This window comes from Agreia bicolorata, from assembly GCF_000938265.1.
In the GTDB taxonomy this organism is placed as follows: domain Bacteria; phylum Actinomycetota; class Actinomycetes; order Actinomycetales; family Microbacteriaceae; genus Agreia; species Agreia bicolorata.
Genome location: NZ_JYFC01000003.1, coordinates 93184 through 111011, shown reverse-complemented (window position 1 = coordinate 111011; position 17828 = coordinate 93184). Strand labels below are relative to the sequence as shown.

Genomic DNA, 17828 nt, shown 5'->3' with positions numbered 1-17828 from the left:
CTTCTTTCTGTTTTCGGGTGTGGAATCGGGCGACACCGCTCGTATGGAAGGACGTCATCGACCAACCGGACAACATTGTCCGCACGTAGGCTACACCCGTGAACACACCGCCACCTGAACCTCCCAGAGCGAATCGCGGACGCAGCGCAGCGGCCGAGAATCGACGCGCACTCATCGCCGCCGCCCGTGTGATTTTCTGCGACGGAGGCTACGGGGCCCCGCTCAGTTCTGTCGCGAAGATGGCGGGCGTCGGGCAGGGCAGCCTCTACCGGCATTTCCCCGATCGGCTGTCGCTGGCGGTCGCCGTTTTCGAAGAGAACATCGGTGATCTCGAGGCGATCGCGGAGAGTGGCGACGGCACACTCGACCGGCTGCTCGATGCGATCGTTGCGCAGGCGCTGGTTTCTACGGCGATGATCGACATGATCCAAGCGGCCCCCGATGACCCGAGGGTGCTGAATCTCGAGAGGCGCGTCGAAGTGCTCGTCAGTCGGATCGTGCAGCGCGAGCGCGAGGCCGGCCGTCTCGGGGATCACGTCGAGGTCGCCGACGTGGTGCTGTCGATCTCGATGATCGCGGGCGCTGTGGCCCGAACTCCGACCGACCGACGCACTGGCGTCGCTCGCCGCGCCCGAGCCTTGGTTCGGGCGGCGTTCGTTCGCGAACAGAACTAGACCTAGGTACCACCGCTGCGGCACGCGAAGTCATCCTCAGGCAGGATTCGCCGGGAGCGCCGAGGCGCAAAGCTGAAGGCATCACCCGCGAACAACCGAAAGGACGCGACAGATGACCTCGACACCCGCCCTCGCCCGCCCCACCGATGACTCGACCGGGCCGCTCACGTGGCTGTCTCCCGAGGCGGCGCTTTGGGTCGCGTCGCGTCGTGGCGACTTCGTGGGGTTCGTCGAGCTGACCGATGGCCATTTCGACGTGACGGATGCGCGTGGCGCGCACGTCGCATCCTGCGGAACCCTGCGCCAGGCCCAAGACCTGGTCGAGCATTCCACGCGCCGCGCATCGGCCGTGAAGACGCTTGCCTACGTGGCCGTGGGCACGGGTGCCGTCGCCGTGAGCGCGCTCGCGGTCGGGCTGGGCATCGTCAACCTGGGTTGATCTCCCGCCGAGCCTAATGGCGGCACCGGCTCAGTGGGCGGCGCCCGCCTCGACCAGCAGCACGCCGCCCATAACGAGCGCGATGCCGGCAGCCATGACCCAGGTGAATGGTTCCTTGAAAATGAGCCGCCCTGCCACGGCGGTGAGAGCGACGCCCGCCGCAGCCCAGATGCCGTAGGCCACGCCGAGCGCCATTCCGTTTTGGAGTGTGAACGACAGGCAGGTGAACGCGATGCCGTAGCCGAGCGCGACCGGGATGTACCAGAGCTTGCTGCCCGTGACGGCCGCCTTCAACGACAGCGTGGCGGTGACCTCGGTGAGGATCGCGCCGATGAGGAAGACCCAGGCCATCAGCGGGCCTGCCCGTGCATGGCCGACTCGCGTGCCTTCTCTGCGCGCTGCCGCCCGAGTTCGATACAGAGCACGCCACCGATGATCAGCAGCAGTCCCGCTCCCATGATGGGAGTCAGCGGCTCGCCGAACAACAGTGCCGACAGGATGGCGGTCAGCGCCACCCCGAGTGCACCCCAGATGCCGTAGGCGACGCCGAGCGGCAGCCCCGCTCGCAACACCAGCGACAGAAACACGAACGCACCCGCGAAGCCGAGCGCCATCAGGGCGTACCAGGCCGGGTGATCGATCGCTGCCTTCAATGACAGAGAACCGGTCACCTCGCTGAGGATGGCGCCGCCCAGAAACAGCCACTTTTTCACGGTCGAACCTTCGTCATCTCGCCAGTGTGCCAGAGCGGCGCGCTCGTTCTCAGGTAAATCCACCCCGCCACGGACGAAAACGGCGTCTGGGCCGCATCCGCCCTGAATTGGAGCGCGGCCTGGGGCGCTAGGTGTACTTGGCCATGACGTTGGTGACACTTTCGGGCTTGTGACATAGCGAGGCCTCCTGGCTTGATGGAGCTGCTTAGTTCAACCATCGCCAGGAGGTCTCGTACTCCACGCTAATGCTCGTTTGACGACCCATGGAAGGGCTCTGCTGGTGCGCAGAGTGATCCACGACGGTCGACCGGTGTCCCACGTCGCGAAAGAACTCGGCGTCTCACGCCAGTGCGCCCACCGGTGGGTTGCCCGGTTCCGGGCCGAAGGCGCGGCCGGACTCGACGACCGCTCCAGCCGGCCGAGACGAACACCGACCAAGACACGTCCGGAACGCGAAGCCGCCGTTCTCCAAGCCCGATCGCGGCTCCGATTCGGTCCCGCTCGTCTCGCCCCCGAGACCGGTGTCCCAGCCCGAACGATCTCCCGCATCCTTCACCGTCACCAGGTTCCACCGTTGGCCTGGTTAGACCCGGTCACCGGAACGGTGATCCGAGCGTCCAGGTCGACGACGAACCGATACGAACGTGAGTCGCCGGGCGAGCTGGTGCATGTTGACGTGAAAAAACTCGGCCGCATCCCCGACGGCGGCGGTTGGCGGGCCCACGGGCGAGGCGAGCAGGTCCGCGGGCGCGGGATCGGGTTCGACTACGTCCACGCCGCCGTGGACGACCACACCCGGCTGGCCTACGCCGAGATCCACCCCGACGAGAAGGGCACCACTGCGGCCGGATTCCTCACCCGAGCCGCCGATTACTTCAAGCAACACGGCATCACCACGATCGAGCGGGTCATCTCCGACAACGCCTTCGCCTACCGGAACTCGACCGCGTTCAAGAAAGCTGTCGCCGATCTCGGCGCGACCCAGAAGTTCATCAAGCCGCACTGCCCCTGGCAGAACGGGAAAGTCGAACGCTTCAACCGCACCCTCGCCACCGAATGGGCCTACCGGCAGCCCTTCGCCTCGAATCAAGCCCGCCACGACGCTCTTGCGCCCTGGATCGAGCACTACAACACTGGTCGAATCCACTCAAGCCACGGACTCACGCCCGCCGCCCGAGTGTCACCAACCTGATGGCTCAGTACATCTAGGCGTCGGTGGGCGTGCTCGAGCGCTGCCTCTTGGACGGCCGTGCAGACGCGACCTCGGCCACCGCGGCGGTCTGCGCCGAGACGGCGCGGGGCACCAGGCGCTGCAGCTGCGTGACATGGGCCGGCGTCAGCTCTTCGATGGAGGCCACCTCGAGCAGCTTCATCGTGCGCACGATCTGTTCCGACAGGATCGCGATGGTGCGGTCGACGCCCGCGCGCCCTCCGGCCATGAGTCCGTAGAGGTAAGCGCGGCCGATCAGCGTGAACTTCGCTCCGAGGGCCAGCGAGGCCACGATGTCGGCGCCGTCCATGATGCCCGTGTCGACCATCACCTCGACGTCGCTTCCGACCTCGCGTGCCACGTCGGGCAGCAGGTGGAAGGGGATCGGGGCGCGGTCGAGCTGGCGGCCTCCGTGGTTCGAGAGCAGGATCCCGTCGACGCCGAGCTCGGCGAGGCGCTTCGAGTCCTCGAGGTTCTGCACTCCCTTGATCACGATCTTGCCAGGCCACATGCCGCGGATGATCTCGAGGTCTTCGAAGTTGATCGACGGATCCATTGCAGAGTCGAGCAGCTCGCCCACGGTGCCGCCGGTCGACGACAGAGACGCGAACTCGAGCGGGGGAGTCGTGAGGAAGTCGTACCACCACCACGGCCGCGGGATCGCGTTGATGATGGTGCCCGCGGTGAGCTGCGGCGGAATCGAGAAGCCGTTGCGCTTGTCGCGCAGGCGCGCGCCCGCGATGGGGGTGTCGACCGTGAACATGAGGGTGTCGAAGCCGGCCGCGGCGGCCCGCTCGACGAGTCCGTACGAGATCTCGCGCTGGCGCATCACGTAGAGCTGGAACCAGTTGCGCCCGGTGGGGTTCGCCGCCTTCACAGCCTCGATCGACGACGTTCCGAGGGTCGAGAGCGTGAACGGGATGCCCGCCGCGGCGGCAGCGCCGGCGCCGGCGATCTCGCCCTCGGTCTGCATCAGACGGGTGAAGCCGGTGGGCGCGATGCCGAACGGCATGGTCGAGGTGCTGCCCAAAATGTTCGTGGTGGTATCGAGCCTCGACACGTCACGCAGGATCGACGGGTGGAACTCGATGTCCTGAAACGCCTGGCGCGCCCGCTTGAGCGACAGCTCGCCCTCGGCCGAACCGTCGGTGTAGTCGAACGCTGCCTTCGGGGTGCGGCGCTTGGCGATCGTGCGCAGGTCGTCGATGGTCAGCGCGCCCTGAAGCCGGCGCTTCTTGCCGTCGAACTCGGGCTTCTTGAACTGCATCAGGGGCAGCAGCTCTTTGGGGTTCGGAAAACGGCGTTCAACCATGGGGTGTCCTCTATTCGGATGTGGAGATGAAATTCGTCTCGGCGTAGTAGCCGGTGATGTGGGCGTTCACGACGTCGCGCGCCGACTCGGCATCGCCGGACTCGATCGCCGCGACGATGGCCCGGTGTTCGTGCCGTAGGCGGCCGGATGTCTCGGCCCACGACCGCAGGTTCGGCACGCCGGCGAGAACGTAGCTCTCGATCGAGTTGCGCAGCCCCGCCATCATCGACGCGATCACTGTGTTGCCCGAGAGATCGGCGAGGGCGAGGTGAAAGGCCGCGTCGAGGGTGAGGAACTCTGCCTCGGAAACCTGGCCATCGGCATCCATCGCGTCGAGCAACCGCACGGCGTCGCCGAGATCGAGAGGTGCAGACTCTAGGGCGGTCGCGGATGCCTCGGCCAGCTCGGTGACGACCGCCGCCTCGAGCACGAGGCGGGTTTTCACGACGTCGCGCACGTCGAAACCCTGTGCCGCGACCTGCAGGCGCATGAGCGACGACATGCCACCGGATGGGCGGGCCACGATGATGGCGCCGGACTGCGGCCCCGACCCGGTCTGGGTGCGGATGAGTCCGAGAACCTCGAGCACACGCAGCGCCTCGCGAACCGACGATCGGCCGACTCCGAGTTCACTCGACAGCGCGCGCTCGGCGGGCAAATGATCGCCTGGAACGAGTCGCCCCGCGAGCAGATCGGCCTCGATGTGCTGCAGCACGACCTCCCAGGCGCGGCGCGAATCGACGGCCGCATGCGTGTCGACGACTGTCACGGTTCACACCTTCTCGATTGCCGGGTGCCTGTGGTCAGGCCATGTGGTCTGACCACAGCTTACGACGGCTGTGTATCTGCGTCCAGGCGCACCGAATATTCAGATGACAGGCTTAGCGTGGAGGTACCCCTCCCTCCCCTCGAGTAAAGGACTTCCCATGAGCGCGAACCCTTACGACAACCTTCCTGTTCTTCCCTCGTTCGAGTTGACGTCGACCGACGTGCGACAGGGCGAGAGGCTCTCTGATCCTCAATTGGGTGAGTCGGCTGGGGGCGGCGACGTCTCGCCCCAGCTCAGCTGGTCGGGTGCACCCGAGGCGACCAAGAGCTATGTCGTCACGGCTTACGACCCCGACGCCCCCACGGCATCCGGATTCTGGCACTGGGCCGTGTTGAATATTCCGGCAGATGTCACGAGCGTTGCTGCCGGTGCCGGAACGCCAGACAGCAGCGCACTGCCCGAGGGCGCGATCACCCTGCGCAACGACGCCGGCGTCGCGGGTTACGTCGGGGCGACGCCCCCTCCCGGGCACGGCGACCACGAGTACTACTTCGTGGTGCACGCGGTCGACGTCGAGAAGCTTGCTCTTCCCGAAGACGCGTCGCCCGCGATGCTGGGGTTCAACCTCTTTATGCACGCCGTCGGCCGCGCGGTGATCAGCGCTCCGTATGGGGTTAGTGCTTAACACGCGTCTGAGCTGGCGGTCGCTATAGCTGTGACCGCACGTAGTCGAACGACTCCTTGGCCAGGTGCGACCAGGTCTCGAGCGTTTATGACGGGCTGATCCGTGTGCAGGTCGTCGCCGGCCGGGCGAAGTGCTCGCCGATGCTCCTACCCGCGGGTGATGTTGGGTCGAAGCGAGGATGAAGTTTTGCATGAATCGCCACACGCAAAATGAATGTTCCTTATTTTAGATACGGGCGCCGGATCTACCCCCAAATGATCCGGCGCCTCCGGCACGTCTGTGGCAAGTGGCGCGCTTTCCGGGCGCTGGTTCGAAGTATTTTTAGGCAAGGGTGGCAACGAACGCCACTTCTTGTGTCGACGGACTAGCTGCTTCGGAAGGTATGGAATTTCGAGGGTTCCCGGCTGTGATGCCTTTTTCTTTTACCGTGCTTGTTCCGGCAAGCGCAAGGTCAGGTTCTCCGACTTTCGAGATTGTGCGGACGGCGAGTGAAACCTCTTCGTTTCGCGGGACTGTTGCGTGGCAGATGTGTCTATCTACCACCCGGAGCTTGCGCTTTCACAAGTGATGATGGCCGTCTGGACCCGAACCAGACGGCCATCGGCTACCGAACCTCTTGGTTAGGCAGCACCGGAAGCGAGAACTCCTCCGGAGCGTCGGTGAAAGACGTGGCCGGTCTGAGGGGGGCAGGCCCGCCACGTCTTCCAATGGAAGAGAGTCAGATTGCTTCGAATCGTGACGCTGAAACCCAAAACTTTGAATTTCGCTGAGCGGTGGAGGTGGACTCGGCGGCGAGGGCCATGGCGATAAGAGGGAGACGAGTTTTCGTCGTAGATTCCTTGGTCCGATGGAGTTTCGATGTCGGGCGACACGCCAACGTGTGCGCTGACATGATTTGCCACAGAGCGCGCTCCCTCTTTGACCGAAATTGCTAGAACCGTGTTCGGCGACATGGGGATTCGCAAGGCGAGCAAATTGCTGCGCCAGATGCGCTAGCGAGAGTCGCGTCATATTCGGTTCATATTCGCGTCTCTCTAGGTAGGACGCTGATCGCGTCGCAAAGAGAGATGAGGTAGAGGATGCACTACGTCGGCCTTGTTCAGATCGCTCCGCAGCCATCTTCGGAGTCAGAGGATGTGCTCGCCCCGTTTTCGGCACTGCCGGCGGAGTCTGATTTTGTTCTTGCAAAACGTCTCGTTCTTGGTGGATTGATCTTTGTTTCGCTTGGGTTAGGTTTCAGCTTGGTGCTGAACGTCCTGGCGTTGGCGCACTAAAGCTGCTGCCGGCGATGACGACCCGACGCTGCGTGCTGAGCGGCGCCTGACACTTCAGTCCGGTACCAGAGGGGTACCTCGCGAGACGCCTTCGGTCGGGTCGGCCAGGCTGATTAGTCGTCCAGCCACGCGGTGCCAGCACGTAATGCCTGCTCCCGGCCATGGACACCAAGCTTCTTGTAGAGTGACGCCAGATGACTCTTCGCCGTGTTTGGCGAAACGTGTAAGGCCGCTGCCAGTTCTTTTGTTGAGCCGTACAGACTGAGCGCACGAAGAACGTCGCGCTCTCGTCTGCTCAACTTGATGACCTCTATGGGCGCATAAATCGAAGCAGGCAACTCGAGCTCCAAATGAAGCCGGTCTGCGAGTTCATTCCGCACGGCCGGGTGTGCTTCGATGATCTCGGTGATGGCGTTGGTGCGCTTCACAGATTCGAGGACGTCAACAATAGATATTGTGGCTGCTGAATCATCGCCCAGCACGCGCTCTGCTGCCGCCTTGACGATCATGGTCGCAGGGGAGAGGCGGTGTCGCCCGCCGTTGAGGTGCTGCACAGTACCGATGATCTGCAGCGCCCGCTCCGGATGGCCGACGAGGAGCGCCAGACGAGCCCTTGCTGACCAGATCTGATGACCTTCGGACGACGGACGTTCATCGCGCATCACGTGGGCGGCGGCCTGAAAGTTGCTGGTAGCCATGTAGAGGTTCGCAAGATCTGCCCGCAGGATACTTCCCGCGAGTGTTCCTGTCCCGCTCAGGTCGCGACGGAAGTCGAGAACATCCTCGAGGTGCGCGGCTGCGGCGCCTCGATCATTGACCTGATGCAGAGCTCGTTTGGCGCGGATGTGTTCGCTGAGCCACCAGAATTCCCCGATGCCTGCTTCCGGCAGCGGGTCGATCGGCCCTGCACTGAAAGTTCCCAGCGCGATGAGTGCGGAAGCCTGTTGCGAAATCGCGGAGTAACTCGCCTGTAGGCTCCCGGCGGGGCGGGGCAATTTTTGTTCTCGAGTGAGTGACTGTTCAGCGTGGGTAAAGTTTCCAGACAGTGCATGTGCCAGTGCCGCGAAGTTTTGCACGTAAGGCGCGATCGGATGAGTAGAAGCCCTCGCGCGTCGCGCACCTTCGGCAAAAATACTTATTGCATCGCGCACGTTCCCACGCAGCAATTTGACAGTGCCGATCCGGATGAAGACGGGCGGCAGCACATCGTCGAAACCGGAGGTGTCTTTCGGCGTAGCGATTAGACGCAGCGACTCATCTGCTGTCGCGTCGGCCTCATCCAGGCGTCCGGCGGCAACCAGCGAACGAAGCTCGGTTTGAACGACTCCGAGGAGATCACGGGTGGCCGGATTCTCTTCGCTCTCAACCCACGAGGCGAACCGTTCATACACGTCTTCTGAGATGAGCGCATATGGATGGTTTGCTGCGCGCGCAATGGCGCTGGCCATGAGATAACGAGGATTCTCCCAGAGCCATTTTTTGGGGACAGCGGCAAATCCATCCACCAATGCTTCCGGCTCCAGCAGTAGGCGCGCGAAGAAACTGCTGTCGATTGCGGTCGCGAAATCTGCCCAGCTGCTGTGTTCAGCCATCGATCTCAGGCTCGGGTAAAGCACAGTGAACTCCTTTGGTCGTGGTCTCCCCTCGATAAATTCTGCCCAATCTTCTTCCGATTGAATCCCTTAAGTGGTCTGTGATAAGGGGATAACCTCAACCGAGCGTAGGTCTAGCCGCGGGTTCTCACTGGGCGTAACGCCCTAGCCCTTAGATGAACCTTGGGTGAGACGCGGGTGGTCTGCGACAGCACCGTTCTGTTACTTGGGCCCCTGGAAATCGAATGCATGTGCCAGGCCGCAGACGTTCATCGGCCCCGATCCCGCTGGCACGATCGAATACCGCGTGTCGATGTCCTTATCGTCCTGATGCGATTCGTCTTACGCACCGAACCCGCAGGAGCGGCTAAGCCGCATCGCAGCTATACCGTCGGCTCCATGGCGTTGACGTTGCCTCATGTCTATGCACCGTAACCAATACTCCTGTGTTCAAGTCCATCGACGCGTGAATTGAGCCAGTGCGTCACACCCCGACGCGGAGCGCGGCTACTGGGTTCATCCGTGCGGCCTTCACCGCAGGGTAGGTGCCGAAGAACACTCCGATGGCGATTGACAGTCCCGCGGCCAACGCTACGGTAGCGCCGTCGACAATCGGCATCACGCCATTGATCGGGAAGAGCGTTGCGAAGCCTGCAACAGCAACACCGAGCGCACCCCCGATCACGCTCAGGCCCGTCGCTTCGAGCACGAACTGGCTCGCCAGCGAGATGGGCCCAGCACCAAGCGCCTTTCGGACCCCGATCTCGCGGATGCGCTCACGAACGGTCAGCAGCATCACGTTGGTGACCCCGATTCCGCCAACGAGCAGACTGATTGCGGCGATGCTGGACAACAGGCTGCTGAGGCTCTCTTGGGTGCCCCCGAGAGTTTCGCGGAGCTGATCTGATGAATAGAAGGAGGGCGTTGCCTCGCCGCGAGCGGCGAAGATGGCTGCCGCCTGCGATTTCGCTGTGTCAACCTGGGCCGGGCTCGTCGCGCTCAGCGCAATAGATCCGAGCTCGTGATAGCCAGTAAGGGTCGCCTCCACAAGATCTAACGGAGCGTAGAAGGTGCCAACGCCTCCCATGCTCCCATACATCGAGTCGACAGCGGTCGGGGCGAGCACTCCAACCACGAGAAGAGGAATATTCTCAACGAGAATCGTTCGTCCTACGGCGGAGGAACCGTCGGGGAAGAGGGCGGTCTGCAGCGTTGCGTCGATCACGGCAACGCTTTGGTCTGTGAGTTCGTCTGTCGTTGTGAAGAACCTGCCCGCGCTGAGGCGTGCGTTCGTGATCGAGAAATAGTCAGGCGTCGTACCCACCACTTGTGGTGATGCGGATGCAGATCCGGCGACTGCCTTAGACGTTCCGTCCACTACCGGAGCGACAAGGTCGATCGCAGAGCCGAGAGGATCAGAGGCGAGCGCATCCCGGTCGGCTCGAGTGAACGAAGCCGACTTCGAGCCGTAGTTGTCGCCCGCAGGGCTGACGAATACAGCGCTGGCTCCGAGCGAAGCCACCTGCTTATTGACCTGTTCGGTTGTCCCATTGCCGACTGCGACGAGAGTTATGACCGAACCGACACCGATAGTGACCATCAAGATCGTCAGGATCGATCGGGTGAGATTGCCTCGCAGACTTCGAAGAGCAGCGATGACCAGGTCTAGAGGATTCATGGTAGCGCTGCTCCGTTTCGGTATGAGCGTTCGACTCGGCCATCTCGCATGACGACGACTCGCTGGGCGCGCGCCGCTACCTCTTCCTCGTGCGTGATGACGATGACCGTCGCACCGTCGCCATGCAAATCCTCGAAGATTCTCAGCACGTCCTCCGTCGCACGAGAGTCGAGGTTGCCTGTGGGTTCGTCGGCAAGGATGAAAGTTGGTCGGTTCACGATCGCGCGCGCCACCGCGACGCGCTGCTGCTGCCCTCCGGAAAGCTGATTTGGCCGATGCTTCTCTCTTCCGTGCAACCCGACTTGCTTGAGGGCTGCTAGAGCTCGCTCCTGTCGTTCAGCGTGGCCAACTTTGGCATACACCATCGGGAGTTCGACGTTGCCGAGCGCGGTGAGTGACGGAATCAGATTGAACGACTGAAACACGAATCCGATATCAGAGTTTCTGATAGAAGCCACCCTTCTTTCAGACAGGTTCGAGACGGTCTGGCCCGCAATTTCTAATGTCCCCGAGCTGGGTTGGTCGAGACAGCCCAGGATGTTGAGGAGGCTCGACTTCCCCGCTCCAGACGGACCCACCACGGCGAGATATTCACCTGAAGGAATGACAAGGTCGACGCCATCAAGAGCGGAGACGGCGCTGTCGCCCTTTCCGTAGTCGCGTCGCACGTTTCGAAGCTCGATCGCTGTTCTGCTCACGGTCATCAGAAGCCGTTGTCGCCACTGGGGACACCCTCGTCGAAGCTGGTCCCCTCGTCGTCTAGTCCGTTTTCACCCGCCTGCTGCGTTGCGAGCTGCACTACATCTGCGAGCTTGAGACCTTCGGTTATCTCGACGACGCCGTTTCCGGAGAGGCCGACCTTGACGGGAACCGGCTTTCCGGTCGATGTGGGCGCCTTCTTGGGCGCCAACTGCACTGTTCCTTCACCCGGTGCTGTCATGGTCACAGCTGACGCTGGCAACGTCAGTACGTCGACAGCACTCGCAGTCACGATGCTGACGAATCCGGTTTCTCCAAGCCTTACCGTGTCCGGCGGAGTCGTGAGCTGAATCATGGCCACGAAGGTTACGACTCCAGCCGCGTTAGTTTGCGGTGTCGGGGCGATGGAGACGACCGACCCCGCGACTACGACCGAGGAATCTCCAGCCATCGTGACGGTCGCGGCCTGTGCGAGAGCTACTTTGGCGATGCTGGATTCGGGGATGGCAGCCGAGACGAAAAGGGACGAGGTGTCGGAGATAGTAATCAATCCGCTGGGCGCGCTTGCGTTGCTTCCAGTTGCTCCCGTCGAGCTCGAGCCTTCGGCTGCCGCGGCAGAACCGCTCGAATTCCCGCCCCCGGCGGTGACCGACCCGACGGTTCCGTTGATCGCGGTGACGACACCGGGAATAGATGCCTTGAGCACCGTTTTGTCGCGTTCGGCCTGCGCCGCGTTGACATCCCTCTCGGCGTCGTCTCGAGCCTTGGAGGCATTCGCAATGTCGGTGTCCTTGAGCGGCAGTGCGGCTTCCAGTTCTTTGACTGTCGCAACAGTTGTCGAATACTCGGGGGCATCGGGGGGTGTGGAATCGCGTTTATCTCGGGCATTCGCAAGGTCGGTTCGAGCGCTTGAGTAGGACGAGCGGGTGTTCCGGAGCGCGGTCTCAGCGGCACTCAACGCCCCCTGCGCCTTTGCCAGCGCTCTATCGGCGTCCGCTGGATCGATCGTCGCAAGTTCTTGGCCTGCGACGACCTGTTGCCCGATGGCGACAGAAATACCGGTGACCGTGCCGGTAGTGGAGAACGAGGCGTTTGACGTCGCGGCAGCGGCGATTGCGCCTTTGGCATCGACGGTCGTCGTGACAGTGCCCTTTTCGACCGTCGCTGTCGCGGTTTTTGCGACGGGTGCCTCCGCGAATGGGTTTGCAACGAGCAGTATGGAGACCAGAGTGGTTGCTACGACGGCAACAGCTGCAACGATGACCCAGGTTTTCTTCTGTTGCAACCGATGCGGCGATGTGACTATGGTCCGCTCGCTGAAAGATTCCTCTCCGAGCGCGGTCATCGGGTCGTCACGCTCGTGTTCGCTCATAGAGGCGTCTCCTTGGCATCTGGATTGCGGTTAGCTGGCTCAGGACGTGAGCGATCGATGTCTCTATGAGTAAGAGATATCGGTGGCTCTGAATCGTGACGTCGAGATCGGGATCCCATGACTTTGAACGGATCGTCCATATCTTGATGGTGACCGCTAGACGGTGTGAACGCACCGGCGCCCACCGGCTCGTCTCGGGCATCCATGACCAGCCATTCCTCATCGCACTAGGGGGTGCCTCGAAGTGATGTCGGATTGCTCTGGTTGGATGCGCTAGGTGCCAGCATGGGAGCCATGTCATGAACTACCTCCCGGCTGAAGAGCCGAATCGAGTGCACGTCCACACTCGCCACCACAACACGCAGACGACATCGTTGACCGTCAACAGAGGATGCCGTGTCGTGCTGGAAACAAAGGGACATACTCATGAACCGGGGATACCGAATCGTTGCGTGGACCCAGCCTTCACCGATCTGAACTTGGGCTGAGAGGGCCGGTGGTGCGAGGGGTCCCACCGGCTCCTCGGGGGTTTTTGGCTACTTGCTCGCGTAGAAAGATGCGAATGCGGCGCCCTGGTCGCTATTTCCGGGGAAGACAGCTCCGTTGACGATGACCGTGGGCACCTGTTGAACTGCGAAGACCTCTCGCGTGGTCGGCAGTGGCCCTGCGGTGGCTTGTGCTGTGTGCTGATCCACCCACGCCCGGTACGGGGCCAGGTGCTCCTGCGTAAGAGTGCCCTCGAAGCCGACGGTTTTGGCGATAGCTATGAGGTCATTGTCAGTGATGCCGACGGTTTCCTCAGCCGGCTGATTCTGGTAGAGCGCTACGAGAAACGGTTGGGTCTTTTCGGGCTGTTCCGCTGCGATCGCGGTCAGGATGGCCGCAGCCCGGGTCGAGTACATACTGCCGTTCGAGAGCCGGTTGAGGATCGCCAGCGGGTGCACCCGGAGGGTGGCTGTTCCGTTGGCGGCTTCAGCGAAGAGCATCGGTCCGGACGTTTCCTCGAAGAGCCTGCAGTACGGGCACATCGGGTCTACGTAGAGGTCCACAGTCTTCGTTCCGGAACCGATTTGAACAAAACCTTCATCCAGGTGCGCGGCGCCCACCGTCCCTGTCAATGCAGGCACAGTCTGTGCGGCGGGAGTCGCTGTCGGCGGAGGGGTTTCTTTGGTGGAGCATCCGCTCAGGACGACGCTGAGGGCCAGAACCGCTGCAGAGAGGAGATGACCGTAGCGAGTGCGTGAATAGTTCGGTCGGGAATCGGGGCGGTGCATAGTCATCCTTACGTAGTGGCGCATTCCCGCAGCGACGTGCCATCACTGACATGTCAACTGGCTCTGGTGGATGCCGCTGAGGTGAGACGTTCGGTCGATGTCTCGGCCGCGAACAGTTATCTTTCGTATGGAGAGAGTTCGAATTCCGAGAATCGTGACGTGAAGTCTTCCGGTGACGTGGCTGTCTGATGAGGCTGGGACATCACCAGAGGTGCCATGGACCCATGGCTATTCCGGATCGTTCGTGAGGGGAGTGGGTGACATTGCCGTGTCGGCAGGCGGTCTCCGCAGTGCATATCCAGTGCACAAGAGCACCGGAGCGAGGACCGCGACGATGATGACGCCCCATTGCCAACTACTCAGGTGTGGGGCGAGGTCGGCGAGATATTGACCCTCGAGGTTCTGCCAGGAAGTATGCACGGAACCGAGTTGCCCGGGGCGTAAGGCGCGGGTCGTTCCATGCGCGGCATGCGCTTGGATGTCGAACAATCCGGTCGAGACGACAGCGAAGGTCGCTTGGTCATGGGTCACCGTCTTGGTGATCAAGACCGCTCGGACGAACGGTTTCAGAATGTAGGCGGCTACAGAGATGACGAGTGACCAGCCGAGGATGCTGGCCGGGAACTTCCATAGAGGCCGAACGTACGTGCGAACAACGAGCCAGGTCAGCAGCCCACCGACGAGCAGGAAGGGAAGAGCCTCGAATAGCCAGCCGAGCCCGACCACGTGCAATGCCTCGGCACCGACTAGATCACTGGCATGGAGGGTCCAGGGGTCTGGGGCGCCGTTGAGGTCGCCTTTGGTATTGAGCGTTCCTTGGTCGAGGGAAACTATTCGATGAAAGTAGGTCTCGGTGTTGCCGGGAGGGTGGAAAAGGATCATCTGACCGACCCGCAGCGTCGAGAAGGGTGCCGGCATCCCCAATACGAATGTTCCGACCGGTGCGTATTCCGCCATGGAAGGGGTCTGGATGATGAACCACCGGCCGCCTAGCAGCCAGATGACGGCGGCAGCGATCGACAGCCCCGCAACAACGGCCGCGAATCCCACCCAGACGATGCGGGTAGCGCGGGTCATTGCGATGTGACCGTCTGATTGCTGCGCCAGGTGAACGTCGCCGGAAAGTTCTTCTGGGTAATGGTTATGGGAACGACGAAGTGCAGCCCGCCGTCGAAGCTCGTCTTGTACGTTGTCGCCCGCCCCGTCGTCGTGGTCACGACGACGGGTGTGCCGGGCGTGGGCGTCGGCATTGCGAGAGTTCCGGCGCTCGACAGAGATGACAAAAGCGTGGCGTTGGTTGCAGCTGTGCAGACCCCAGCAGATGCGGGATAGATGCAGTTCGTCGCGGTCCCCACCGTCACGGTGACGTCGGCGCAGGGGTCTGTGCCCGTGGGGTTCCCTGTGCCGGGGAAGGACGTTGTGCCATCGCTGTTCAATGGCCAGTAGTTGTTAGCCCCGAGAGATGTCGCGAGTGTTGTCAGCGCGTTCTGGCTGCTCGCCGAATAGAGACTGCTGATCTGGGTGCCGCTCAACGCGGTAGGCCAGGTGCCAGCATTGCTCAGTGACCCAGTGAAATAGTTGCGGCTACCAGTGAACCCTTCGGCGTTACGGTTCTGCCCGACCCTCCAGTAGCCATTGAAAACCTGCGCCGAGCTGGGCTCGAGGAGCGATGTTGTCGACGCGACGAGCCCGCCGTCTACGTAGAGATTCTGGGACCGGGCAGTCAGAGCATAAGAGGCCGTGGCCACGGCGTAATGCCAGGCGCCGTCGTTGTAGCTGTTCGGGCTGGTCACGAGTTTGACTGTCTCGGCGCCGATACCGAGGGGGTTTACCCCGAAGACGACTTTTCCGCTGCCATTGAGGAACAGCAACCGATCGAAGTTACCGGTGGCGACGTCGGAGTAGCCGCCCTCGAAGCCGATGATTCCGCCGCCCGCGACCGAGGTTTTGAACCAGGCGCCAATGGTGAAATTTTGCGGGTTCGTCATCAGCGCGACCGAGGTCGCCATGCTGGTTGTCCCGTCAGCGGCGTAACTGCCGCTTCCGGCCACCGCCGTCGGACCGCTCGTCGGATTGAAACCGGCCGCATACCGGGCGAGCAACGGGTTGGTAGATGAGGACGTGTTGGGGAAGCCGAGGGGTCCACAGCTCGACGCGGTAAACGTCGAGGAAGATGGCGTCACGGTGCCCCCTGCGGTCAGGGTGACGCTGTTGGTGGCTGTGCCGGATGCAGGCGTCGAGCCGGGGAAGAATGACCCTGTGCACGGGGTGGTTCCTGTGGCCGTTGAACCTACGGTCGTGCATTGGGTTGTCCCCGCGCTGGTCGCCGTGAGGTTTTGCGTACCGGAACCGAAGGTGTTGCTGGAATTCCTGATCGAAGCCGTGAATCCCGACTCTGCGGGCCCGCTCGTGATGGCCACAAGGGCGAGAAGGGCAGCCGTGATGGCGACAACGACTGCCCTTCTGCGGACCGTCATCAGGCGGCGAGGCTCCACAAGAGCTGCTCTGACGCGAGCAGACCCTGGTCGGCATTAGTCGCGGTCGAATCGAGCATCACCGTGAACGTGAAGGTGCGCGAAGCTCCCGCAGCCAGGGGGGACGTCAGCGTGATCGGGGTGGTGCCCAACGTTGCGAGGGTCGCTGTCTGCGATGGTGCTGCACACGTGGCCGCCCCAGCCGGGAACACGCATACCGGGGTGGTGGTGTCCTGAATCGTGAGGTCCACCTTGCCGCAGAAACCTGTCGTATCCGTTCCGTTGACTGTTCCGTTTGCGGTAGTTGTGCAGCCGCTGGGGGTCAGGGTGAACGATGAGGCCGCAGCAGTGCCGTTGTTCTTTAGAGTGACCGTCGAGGTGTAGGGCACGTTAGGTGCTGCGACCGTGGTTCCGTTGAGCTTGTTGATCGACGCGCAGGTGCCGGCATTCGCGGTGGTGACGGTGCCCGCGGCTGAGGACAGGCATGTCGTGGCGCCCTGCGTCTCAGTCAAGAGCAGAGTGCCTGAGCCCACCGAGTTGGCGGAGTTGTTGATCGAGGCCGTGAATCCAGAAAATGCGCCTGACATCGATGCCGCCAGGAGGAAGGATGCGAGCAGGCCGATGACGACGGCAATAGGAACGAAGAACTTCGTGCGCCGGGGCTCAGCGTGGTGCGGGGTGATGGACATGTGAAGCCTTTCAGGTTGGGAGATGCACCAATAAAAGGGTGCCGTCCGCAGGGGCATCACAGACGTTGATCCCGGCCCAGTCGGCTCCGCTATCTTGATCTAAGTGCTATCGACGGGTCTCGAGCCGATCGTTGAGTAAATCTCATCCGACTACCGTCTCTGGTTCATACTGGGGTGAGCATCTCTCGTCTACGGCGATCAAGAGCCACGGTGACGTATTCAATTGATCTGTTCTCGACCGATGATTGGTGCGCCAGCGTCGATTGACGTCGCCGATGCGGGTGGAGTCGTTCGTGCCTCGCGAGAATTTTTGCGGCGGGGTGCACCCGCAGAGCGTTGGCTCCGAACGTGGTGTCGCTGAGCACTATCTGGCCGGCAGTTTGCACGAATACAGACCCGATTTGCATCTAGCCGTCATCGAGGCGCGCGGCTTTCACACGAGGTGCGCATAATGTGGCGGCTGGGTGTGAGCCGAGACGGGCTTGATCCCATTGGTCATGATTGCCTCTCTAGGCCTGTCACGCGTGCGAGCAGTTTGCAGACACCACACCAGTGAGGAGCGTCATGTGTGGGCGATGAGGCTCAGTCCGATGGCGAATGCGCTGAGGGCGATGGCTCCGGTACCGACGGCGACGTAGACGAGCATCGTGGTGGTCGAGGTGCGTTGCGTGGCCCGCTCGACCGCGTTCTGAGCCTGACCGAGGGTGCTGTACGAGGCGATGAGCGCGCCACGGGCGTCTGTCGCGCTGTAGCAACCATCGGTGAACTCGACAAATCCGGCGAAGTTACCTTCGCATGAGGCGACCCAGAGCGTAGTCCCGGGCGATAGCCATGTGAACAGCCCAAGGGCTTGCCCTGTGCTCTCGATGGCTGGACGATTGATGGTGGGTGCCGAAATCATGGGTTGACCCCTTTCTGTTGTACGTGGTCGTGCTTTCGAAGCGGTGACTTCAGCCTTCCCGACATGGGTGCTG

At 62.3% G+C, this 17828-nt stretch carries 17 protein-coding genes and 1 pseudogene; 5 read left to right on the top strand and 13 right to left on the bottom strand.

Annotated features, from left to right (window positions below; all coding sequences use genetic code 11):
• Positions 1-98 precede the first annotated feature (98 nt).
• The gene (locus TZ00_RS07380; protein ID WP_044440602.1) at positions 99-674 is read left to right on the top strand and encodes a TetR/AcrR family transcriptional regulator; all 576 of its coding nucleotides are present in this window, start codon (positions 99-101) and stop codon (positions 672-674) included.
• Positions 675-786: 112 nt separating this feature from the next.
• Positions 787-1113 (top strand): hypothetical protein, encoded by a 327-nt coding sequence (locus TZ00_RS07375; protein ID WP_044440601.1) that lies wholly within the window; start codon positions 787-789, stop codon positions 1111-1113.
• 30 nt (positions 1114-1143) lie between these two features.
• Here the strand turns inward: TZ00_RS07375 and TZ00_RS07370 are convergent, their stop codons facing one another.
• Positions 1144-1464, bottom strand: a complete 321-nt coding sequence (locus TZ00_RS07370) for a DMT family transporter (RefSeq protein WP_044440600.1) — start codon at positions 1462-1464, stop codon at positions 1144-1146.
• On the bottom strand, positions 1464-1826 hold the full coding sequence (locus tag TZ00_RS07365) for a DMT family transporter (RefSeq protein ID WP_044441319.1): 363 nt from the start codon (positions 1824-1826) through the stop codon (positions 1464-1466). The genes TZ00_RS07370 and TZ00_RS07365 overlap by 1 nt, the downstream gene beginning before the upstream one ends.
• Positions 1827-2058: 232 nt before the next feature.
• On the opposite strand from TZ00_RS07365, the pseudogene TZ00_RS07360 reads away from it, so the two are divergent.
• Positions 2059-3018, top strand: a pseudogene (locus TZ00_RS07360) (IS481 family transposase); the annotation flags it as partial.
• 13 nt (positions 3019-3031) lie between these two features.
• Here TZ00_RS07360 and TZ00_RS07355 read toward each other — a convergent pair.
• Together TZ00_RS07355 and TZ00_RS07350 are read right to left on the bottom strand one after the other, a co-directional pair.
• Positions 3032-4348 (bottom strand): alpha-hydroxy acid oxidase, encoded by a 1317-nt coding sequence (locus TZ00_RS07355; RefSeq protein ID WP_044440598.1) that lies wholly within the window; start codon positions 4346-4348, stop codon positions 3032-3034.
• A gap of 10 nt (positions 4349-4358) precedes the next feature.
• The gene (locus TZ00_RS07350; protein WP_044440597.1) at positions 4359-5117 is read right to left on the bottom strand and encodes a FadR/GntR family transcriptional regulator; all 759 of its coding nucleotides are present in this window, start codon (positions 5115-5117) and stop codon (positions 4359-4361) included.
• A 157-nt stretch (positions 5118-5274) separates the two neighbouring features.
• On the opposite strand from TZ00_RS07350, the gene TZ00_RS07345 reads away from it, so the two are divergent.
• Both TZ00_RS07345 and TZ00_RS07340 read left to right on the top strand, forming a co-directional pair.
• A complete protein-coding gene (locus TZ00_RS07345) occupies positions 5275-5802 on the top strand; it encodes a YbhB/YbcL family Raf kinase inhibitor-like protein (RefSeq protein WP_044440596.1) in 528 nt (175 codons plus the stop codon).
• Between the two features lie 1079 nt (positions 5803-6881).
• Complete coding sequence (locus TZ00_RS07340) at positions 6882-7076, top strand: hypothetical protein (protein WP_044440595.1); 195 nt, start codon at positions 6882-6884, stop codon at positions 7074-7076.
• Between the two features lie 113 nt (positions 7077-7189).
• Here the strand turns inward: TZ00_RS07340 and TZ00_RS07335 are convergent, their stop codons facing one another.
• The 9 genes from TZ00_RS07335 to TZ00_RS07295 all read right to left on the bottom strand — a co-directional run bounded on the left by TZ00_RS07335 (position 7190) and on the right by TZ00_RS07295 (position 17755).
• Positions 7190-8668 carry a helix-turn-helix transcriptional regulator gene (locus tag TZ00_RS07335; protein ID WP_044440594.1) on the bottom strand — a complete coding sequence of 493 codons (1479 nt, stop codon included), beginning with the start codon at positions 8666-8668 and terminating at the stop codon, positions 7190-7192.
• Between the two features lie 484 nt (positions 8669-9152).
• Positions 9153-10346 (bottom strand): ABC transporter permease, encoded by a 1194-nt coding sequence (locus TZ00_RS07330; protein WP_044440593.1) that lies wholly within the window; start codon positions 10344-10346, stop codon positions 9153-9155.
• Positions 10343-11050 (bottom strand): ABC transporter ATP-binding protein, encoded by a 708-nt coding sequence (locus TZ00_RS07325; RefSeq protein WP_044440592.1) that lies wholly within the window; start codon positions 11048-11050, stop codon positions 10343-10345. The genes TZ00_RS07330 and TZ00_RS07325 overlap by 4 nt, the downstream gene beginning before the upstream one ends.
• Positions 11050-12417 carry an efflux RND transporter periplasmic adaptor subunit gene (locus tag TZ00_RS07320; RefSeq protein WP_044440591.1) on the bottom strand — a complete coding sequence of 456 codons (1368 nt, stop codon included), beginning with the start codon at positions 12415-12417 and terminating at the stop codon, positions 11050-11052. The genes TZ00_RS07325 and TZ00_RS07320 overlap by 1 nt, the downstream gene beginning before the upstream one ends.
• A 536-nt stretch (positions 12418-12953) precedes the next feature.
• Positions 12954-13691, bottom strand: coding sequence for a DsbA family protein (locus tag TZ00_RS19245; RefSeq protein WP_274519265.1), 738 nt, complete (start codon positions 13689-13691; stop codon positions 12954-12956).
• Positions 13692-13919: 228 nt separating this feature from the next.
• Positions 13920-14768: a S24/S26 family peptidase gene (locus TZ00_RS18775; RefSeq protein ID WP_052521387.1), complete on the bottom strand. Its 849-nt coding sequence runs from the start codon at positions 14766-14768 to the stop codon at positions 13920-13922.
• Positions 14765-16168: a LamG-like jellyroll fold domain-containing protein gene (locus TZ00_RS07305; protein ID WP_044440590.1), complete on the bottom strand. Its 1404-nt coding sequence runs from the start codon at positions 16166-16168 to the stop codon at positions 14765-14767. Before TZ00_RS07305 ends, TZ00_RS18775 begins: the two co-directional genes overlap by 4 nt.
• Positions 16168-16854: a hypothetical protein gene (locus TZ00_RS07300; protein ID WP_044440589.1), complete on the bottom strand. Its 687-nt coding sequence runs from the start codon at positions 16852-16854 to the stop codon at positions 16168-16170. The genes TZ00_RS07305 and TZ00_RS07300 overlap by 1 nt, the downstream gene beginning before the upstream one ends.
• Positions 16855-17416: 562 nt before the next feature.
• Positions 17417-17755: a hypothetical protein gene (locus TZ00_RS07295; RefSeq protein ID WP_044440587.1), complete on the bottom strand. Its 339-nt coding sequence runs from the start codon at positions 17753-17755 to the stop codon at positions 17417-17419.
• Positions 17756-17828 lie beyond the last annotated feature (73 nt).

Excerpts from the sequence above, each read along its gene's own strand:
- TZ00_RS19245 (WP_274519265.1), bottom strand. The coding sequence starts at position 13,691 with ATGCACCGCCCCGATTCCCGACCGAACTATTCACGCACTCGCTACGGT.
- TZ00_RS07295 (WP_044440587.1), bottom strand. The coding sequence starts at position 17,755 with ATGATTTCGGCACCCACCATCAATCGTCCAGCCATCGAGAGCACAGGG.
- TZ00_RS07375 (WP_044440601.1), top strand. The coding sequence starts at position 787 with ATGACCTCGACACCCGCCCTCGCCCGCCCCACCGATGACTCGACCGGG.
- TZ00_RS07330 (WP_044440593.1), bottom strand. The coding sequence starts at position 10,346 with ATGAATCCTCTAGACCTGGTCATCGCTGCTCTTCGAAGTCTGCGAGGC.
- TZ00_RS07335 (WP_044440594.1), bottom strand. The coding sequence starts at position 8,668 with ATGGCTGAACACAGCAGCTGGGCAGATTTCGCGACCGCAATCGACAGC.
- TZ00_RS07370 (WP_044440600.1), bottom strand. The coding sequence starts at position 1,464 with ATGGCCTGGGTCTTCCTCATCGGCGCGATCCTCACCGAGGTCACCGCC.
- TZ00_RS07340 (WP_044440595.1), top strand. The coding sequence starts at position 6,882 with ATGCACTACGTCGGCCTTGTTCAGATCGCTCCGCAGCCATCTTCGGAG.
- TZ00_RS07320 (WP_044440591.1), bottom strand. The coding sequence starts at position 12,417 with ATGAGCGAACACGAGCGTGACGACCCGATGACCGCGCTCGGAGAGGAA.
- TZ00_RS07345 (WP_044440596.1), top strand. The coding sequence starts at position 5,275 with ATGAGCGCGAACCCTTACGACAACCTTCCTGTTCTTCCCTCGTTCGAG.
- TZ00_RS18775 (WP_052521387.1), bottom strand. The coding sequence starts at position 14,768 with ATGACCCGCGCTACCCGCATCGTCTGGGTGGGATTCGCGGCCGTTGTT.
- TZ00_RS07305 (WP_044440590.1), bottom strand. The coding sequence starts at position 16,168 with ATGACGGTCCGCAGAAGGGCAGTCGTTGTCGCCATCACGGCTGCCCTT.
- TZ00_RS07325 (WP_044440592.1), bottom strand. The coding sequence starts at position 11,050 with ATGACCGTGAGCAGAACAGCGATCGAGCTTCGAAACGTGCGACGCGAC.
- TZ00_RS07300 (WP_044440589.1), bottom strand. The coding sequence starts at position 16,854 with ATGTCCATCACCCCGCACCACGCTGAGCCCCGGCGCACGAAGTTCTTC.
- TZ00_RS07355 (WP_044440598.1), bottom strand. The coding sequence starts at position 4,348 with ATGGTTGAACGCCGTTTTCCGAACCCCAAAGAGCTGCTGCCCCTGATG.